Raw genomic sequence first — 6,442 nt, 5'->3', positions numbered from 1 at the left:
ATATATTAATATATCTAACACATTGCACCATAATCGTGAAATAAAACGCTATAGTGATCGAAAAAAAGGGCTATCTCACGATAACCCTCTCTCAATTTTTGATTTTACAGTTAATCAGTGAAAGTCACTCTGGCAATTGCTTTCTTACCAGATTGAATAATAAAGGTCTTATTTTCTTTCACAGAGAAGTTAGCATCAACCACTTGCCAGTCTACTTTTACAGCACCACGAGCAACAGCATCTTTTGCCTGAGCAGCGTTTTTGGTCAGCCCAGCAAGACGTAAAATCGAAGCAATAAAGATTTCACCACCAAACTCACCACGAGAAATCGTAACCTCAGGTGCATCTTCTGGTACTTCGCCCTCTGTAATAATATTACCGGCACCCTTATGAGCATGTTCTGCTGCGTCTTTACCATGGAAACGCTCAACCAGCTCTAGTGCAAGGATCTTCTTCACCTCTTGAGGATTACGCCCTTCTTCGATTTCTTTAAGAAGTACAGCAATTTCATCGAGAGATTTAAAACTTAAAAGATCAAAATAACGTTCAATCAAGCTATCTGGCATAGACAAAACTTTTTGGTACATCGCACCAGGTGCATCAAAGACACCAATATAATTACCTAAAGATTTAGACATTTTATTAACACCATCTAAACCTTCAAGAATCGGTACAGTAATACACACTTGTGATTCCTGACCATAACGTCCTTGGAGAGTGCGCCCCATAAGCAAGTTAAAGGTCTGGTCTGTACCACCAAGTTCAACATCAGCCTCTAATGCAATTGAGTCATAACCTTGAACTAATGGATATAAAAACTCATGAATCGCAATAGGTTGATGATTACTATAACGCTTGGTGAAATCATCACGTTCCAGCATACGTGAAACAGTTTGTTGACTTGCAAGTTGAATAAGATCAGCAGCAGATTTTTGATTAAACCATTCTGAGTTAAAGCGAACTTTGGTTTTTGCTGGATCAAGAATTTTAAAAACTTGTTCTTGATATGTTTTAGCATTTTCTAACACTTGTTCACGAGATAACGGCGGACGAGTTGCACTTTTACCCGTAGGATCACCGATCATTGCAGTATAATCACCAATCAAGAATGTCACTTCATGACCTAAATCCTGGAATGTTTTTAATTTGTTAATTAAAACAGTATGACCAAAGTGTAGATCTGGTGCTGTAGGATCAAAACCAGCTTTTACTCTTAAAGGTCTATTTTCCTTGAGTTTCTTTAAAAGATCCTCTTCAGAAATAATTTCATGTGTGCCTCGTTGGATGAGGGCAAGTTGTTCTTCAGCCGGCAGGAAATTTGACATCACGAAACCCAAATACATCAGTTATACAATTTGTGCGATATACTAACACTTTTTCAGCATAATGCAGGCGAAGTATCTTCATGACAACAATCTATATTGGCGTAATGACTGGAACCAGCATGGACGGCGTCGATTTTGTTGCTGCCTCTTTTGACCCTTTACACATACATGCCACACTCACTATACCTTTTGAGCTAGACTTGAGAGATGAGCTAATGGCACTGGCCTTACCTGATGATAATGAAATTGATCGTATGGGTAAGGCAGATGTTGCTCTTGCCACCATGATCGGCAATGGGATAAATCAACTCATACAAGAAAATAATCTAGATAAAAACCAGATTAAAGCGATTGGTTCACATGGGCAAACTATCCGCCATCGCCCAGAACATGGATTTACTTTGCAAATCGGTGATCCTAATATTATTACTGAAATCACACAAATTCCTGTCATTTCTGACTTCCGTCGCCGCGATATGGCTGCGGGTGGTCAAGGTGCCCCCCTTGTCCCAGCGTTTCATCAAGCATTATTCCAACATCCGACTATTCACCGAGTTATTTTAAATTTGGGAGGCATCGCCAATGTGAGTATGCTTCCAGCAGGAGATCCTGAAAATGTGTATGGTTTTGACACGGGTCCAGCAAATATTTTAATGGATGCGTGGTGTCATCGTTATACAGGTCAACCTTATGATGAAAATGGAAACTGGGCAGCTTACGGCCAACCAATTCGTCCATTGTTGGAACGTTTGCAATCACATGAATATTTTTCCAAAGAACCTCCCAAGAGTACAGGTCGGGAAGACTTCAATCTGGAGTGGCTAGATGAACAGATCTCAGATTGGCGTAATGATTTAGAATACAATGAACTCGATGATACTCCTGAAAATGTTCAAGCCACGTTAATGAAACTTACCACTCGTGCAATTAAAAAAGCCATCTATCGTTCACCTTTAGATACTGGAGAAGTCTATGTTTGCGGAGGTGGAGCGTACAATTCCACTTTACTTGAGCAATTACGCTGGCGTTTACGCAAACATAACTGGTCTGTTCAAACTACGACAGCTTTAGGGCTTTCACCTACCTGGGTTGAAGCAACAGCTTTTGCATGGCTCGCGATGCGTTTTATGCAAAATGAAAGTGGTAATTTACCAGCAGTTACGGGAGCATCTGGTTACCGTATACTGGGCACAATGACTAAGCTTTAAAAGTCAAAGGGTTAAATCAAATTTAACCCTTTAATTTTTAGGTTTCATGTGAAACATTTTTATATCTTTTAATTTTTTCACTTTTTATTATCTTTGTTGACCTTTATTGCTATTAAAAATTAACTTAAAAATGATCAGTATCAATAAAAATTTCACGAGAATTAAAATGAGTATTTCAAATCAAAGACTTAAATCCTTTCAAAGAGAAGACTTAACTTTTGACGTTATTGATTCAGGCCCCCTAGATGGACAACCTTTTATTTTATTGCACGGATTCCCTGAAACCAATAAAAGTTGGCTAGAAGCATCAACCATCTTAAATGAAAACGGTTATCGTACTTTTGCTGTAAATCAACGTGGTTATAGTCTAAATGCCAGACCTAAAGGGCGAAAAGCATATCGTAGTGCTGCCTTGGTTGAAGATATTCATGAGCTCCTTGATATCATTGCACAGCCAGTTTATCTAGTTGGACATGACTGGGGAGCAGTTGTAGCTTGGGAAGTAGCAATAAAATACCCAGAACAGATCCGACATCTGATTACGATTTCTGTTCCTCACAAAGCTGCTTTTATACAGTCGATGCTAACCAGTAATCAGCTATTCAAATCCTACTATATGGGTTTATTTCAACTTCCGAAAATTCCAGAAATATTATTTGAAAAGTTACCTAAAATAGGTGAAGGGTTATTAAGAAAATCTGGTATGACGGATGCCCAACTAGAAGATTTTAGACAAGATATGATTAAGGAAAAGCGTATAAGTACCGCAATTAACTGGTATCGTGCTCTCCCTTATGGTTCACAAAAAAGTTTTACAGAAAAAGTCAAAGTTCCTACCTTATTTATTTGGGGAAAACATGACTCAGCTATTGGTCAGAAAAGTGTAGAACTCAACAAAAACTTTGTCGATGCTCCCTATACTGAAGTGATTATGGATGCAACTCATTGGATTCCTGTACAAAACGCACAAGAACTCTGTTCCTCCATACTCAAAACTATTGGTTAAAATTAAGAAACCAGACAATAAAAAAGCCAGAATAAAAATCTGGCTTTTACATATGCATCATAATTTTAAATTGAAAATGAAGAACCACAACCGCATGTTGTCGTTGCATTCGGATTATCAACAATAAAGCGAGAACCTTCCAGCCCCTCAACATAATCAACTTTTGAACCCACTAAATATTGATAGCTCAGGGAATCAACCAGCATGATCACATCACCATTTTCAAATTTGGCATCATCTTCATTAACACTTTCTGCAAAGTTAAAGCCATAAGAAAATCCGGAACAACCACCACCTGTCACATAAACACGCAACATAAGCTCTTGATTTCCCTCGCTATCACGAAGTTGACGAACTTTATTTGCAGCATTATCTGTCATAACAAGTGCTTGGGCATTCATGGTAGGCATTCCTCGAACAATTGAGATGGCTTAAACAAAAGACCATATATTAAGTAAATTATATCATACTCAATATATGGTCAGTCTGTGAACTTTAAAGATAATTCTTACTAAATTTATCAGAATTAGTGGTTAGCTATTTGTAATCTTCATCGCGTAGACTACATTCGAAGTTGGAAGCATTCTCCTTACAGCGAAATTGCCATAATAGCTTCATCATTTTCGGATCATAAACACCACGCTTAGTCAGATTGATACGAGACTCACGCATCAACTTTTGATAGCCTGGCTTATCTGCTGCGGGAACATCCATCCAATATTTTGCAGGGATATCAGATTTCATTTTACCTAGAATTGTAAATGCTCGTGGTAATTGTGATTTTACCCAATCACGTGATTTTTGACCAAATCCTTGTGGAAATTTATCTGGACGAATGATGATATTACCTGTCACCTGTAAAATTGGATAATTTACAATTGCTCCTTTAGTACCTAAGCCTTTGTGCAATTCTAAAGGCTTAAAAGCTGCTGCTGGTGCACCAATGATATCAACCTGATGATTATTAAATTTACTTCCAAAATTAGTAACATCTGCACTTACAGCTTGTGCACCAATTTGTTGAACCATGATTTTTTGGGCTTCATCATAATCCAAAACAGCAATTTTTTTACCGGCAGCTTTAGCGACTGTATTGATATTACGGTCATTTACCAATAAATAAGCATCACCTACAGGTATAACCCCAACGACCTCGTACTTTCCATTAGTCATATATTTAGCAAATACAGGGCTTGCCAAACCTTGCATGACTTTTACAGCCAGTTTTAAATCTGGAATAGCACCTATCGCATCAAGCGATCCTGTAAACTTATTAAACTGACGGCCACGCATACCAGTAATACTGACACCATCACATTTTCCAGCCTTAAAGTCTTCAGCAATCACAGATTCACTTTGATTGACTTTTAATTCAATGTCAGCCCCCCAGTTTTTTGCTGCCAACTGATAGTCTTTCATCAGTGCAAAAACATCACCATTTTTACCAACGAAATCAAAGACACAAATTGTCTGCTTTGCTTGAGCCGCTGTTGTAATTGCCATAAATCCCGCTGCGAGGAGTAAAGTTTTAGACCATTGCATTTTATTTTCCTTTCCATGATCAAATTTTATTTATTCAGCCCGAAATGAAAGCTGGAATAAAATAAGTTTAAAATTAAGTTTCTTATCAGGTATGAGATTGAGTTTTTTAAGATTTTTTCCTTAATCTTTAAATCCTGACAATTCTTATTTTCTTTTAAGAATACCGAGTTTTTTTTCTACAACAATGGCTAAAATGACAAACAATAATCAAAAAAAAACCTAGAAAAAATTCTAGGTTTTTTTATATAAATCAATACTATTCACCACCAAGTGAACACTCAAAATTGGTTTTATCGACAGAACAGCGTGCTTTTTTAAGTACTGACATCATTGCAGGGTCATAAATACCTTGTTTAGTCAATTCCATACGCCCTTCACGAAGTAGTTTTTGATATTTCAATTTATCTTCAGGTGTAAGATTCATTTTATATTTCGCCGGGATAGCAGCCTCAAGGCGATTAATCATAGCGAAACTCTTAGACAAATTTTTCACAAAATAGTCACGAGATTTTTGACCGAATCCTGCTGGAAACTTTTCTGGACGTACAACCAGATCAGCTGTTACCTGCAAAACAGGGAAATTAAACATCGCACCATTTGTACCCAAACCTTTGTATATCTCTAATGGTTTATATGCATATGCTGGCGCACCAACCATGTCTACCTGACCATTATTAAATTTAGCCACAAAGTTTGAAATATCAGAAATTACAGCTTGTGCACCGACACGTTGCACCATGATTTTTTGGGCAGGATCATAGCCCAAAACTGCAAATTTTTTACCTGCTGCCTTTTCTACAGAGTTAATGCTTTTATCCCTTACAAAAATATAAGCTGAACCAAGTGGCGCAATTCCCGCGATTTCATATTTTTTACCGCCAAGATTTGTGGTCATTTTTGCCGCATTACGCGCATCCAAGGTATATACAATTGCTTTTTGAGCAATAGCATTACTTGGTACACCACCTAGAGAATCAATAGAACCTGCAAATTTATTATATTGGCGAGCGCGCATGGATGTCATAAATACGCCATCACATTTTGCTGCTTTAAAGTCATTATCAGCCACAGCTTCATCCTGACGTGGAATCAGATTGATGTCAGCGCCCCAACCTTTAGCTGCCAATGCCCATTCTTGAGCCATTTGAAATGATTCACCAGATTTACCAAGTAAATCAAAAACACAAACATCTACTTTCGCTTGAGCCAATGAAGACATACCAAGGAGAGAAGTAGCTGCAATTGAAAGAGTAATTTTATTCATAATATATGCATCCGTATCAATATTATTTGTTTAGTTTGATAACCATCCACAGCGCAATATTAATAACCTTCTTTAAAAAAAAATAGAGTATTTACTC

Annotated in this window: 6 protein-coding genes; 2 read left to right on the top strand and 4 right to left on the bottom strand. The window is 37.5% G+C overall.

Annotation, left to right across the window (positions count from 1 at the left end):
* Positions 1-110 precede the first annotated feature (110 nt).
* The gene (gene tyrS / locus KPC_RS16765) at positions 111-1,343 is read right to left on the bottom strand and encodes a tyrosine--tRNA ligase (RefSeq protein ID WP_121975493.1); all 1,233 of its coding nucleotides are present in this window, start codon (positions 1,341-1,343) and stop codon (positions 111-113) included.
* Between the two features lie 62 nt (positions 1,344-1,405).
* Here tyrS and KPC_RS16760 point away from each other — a divergent pair, with 62 nt between their 5' ends.
* Together KPC_RS16760 and KPC_RS16755 are read left to right on the top strand one after the other, a co-directional pair.
* The gene (locus tag KPC_RS16760) at positions 1,406-2,533 is read left to right on the top strand and encodes an anhydro-N-acetylmuramic acid kinase (RefSeq protein ID WP_121975492.1); all 1,128 of its coding nucleotides are present in this window, start codon (positions 1,406-1,408) and stop codon (positions 2,531-2,533) included.
* 166 nt (positions 2,534-2,699) lie between these two features.
* On the top strand, positions 2,700-3,539 hold the full coding sequence (locus KPC_RS16755; RefSeq protein ID WP_407641996.1) for an alpha/beta fold hydrolase: 840 nt from the start codon (positions 2,700-2,702) through the stop codon (positions 3,537-3,539).
* Positions 3,540-3,604: 65 nt separating this feature from the next.
* Here KPC_RS16755 and erpA read toward each other — a convergent pair whose 3' ends face one another.
* The 3 genes from erpA to KPC_RS16740 form a co-directional block, all read right to left on the bottom strand.
* Positions 3,605-3,940 (bottom strand): iron-sulfur cluster insertion protein ErpA, encoded by a 336-nt coding sequence (erpA, locus tag KPC_RS16750; RefSeq protein WP_121975491.1) that lies wholly within the window; start codon positions 3,938-3,940, stop codon positions 3,605-3,607.
* 136 nt (positions 3,941-4,076) lie between these two features.
* Positions 4,077-5,081, bottom strand: coding sequence for a putative solute-binding protein (locus tag KPC_RS16745; RefSeq protein WP_121975490.1), 1,005 nt, complete (start codon positions 5,079-5,081; stop codon positions 4,077-4,079).
* 256 nt (positions 5,082-5,337) lie between these two features.
* Positions 5,338-6,345, bottom strand: a complete 1,008-nt coding sequence (locus KPC_RS16740) for a putative solute-binding protein (protein WP_121975489.1) — start codon at positions 6,343-6,345, stop codon at positions 5,338-5,340.
* Between the last annotated feature and the right edge of the window lie 97 nt (positions 6,346-6,442).

Source organism: Acinetobacter stercoris (assembly GCF_900323515.1).
Lineage (GTDB): Bacteria > Pseudomonadota > Gammaproteobacteria > Pseudomonadales > Moraxellaceae > Acinetobacter > Acinetobacter stercoris.
The sequence above is the reverse complement of the archived record's forward strand: the minus strand, read 5'-3'. Positions and strand labels throughout refer to the sequence as shown.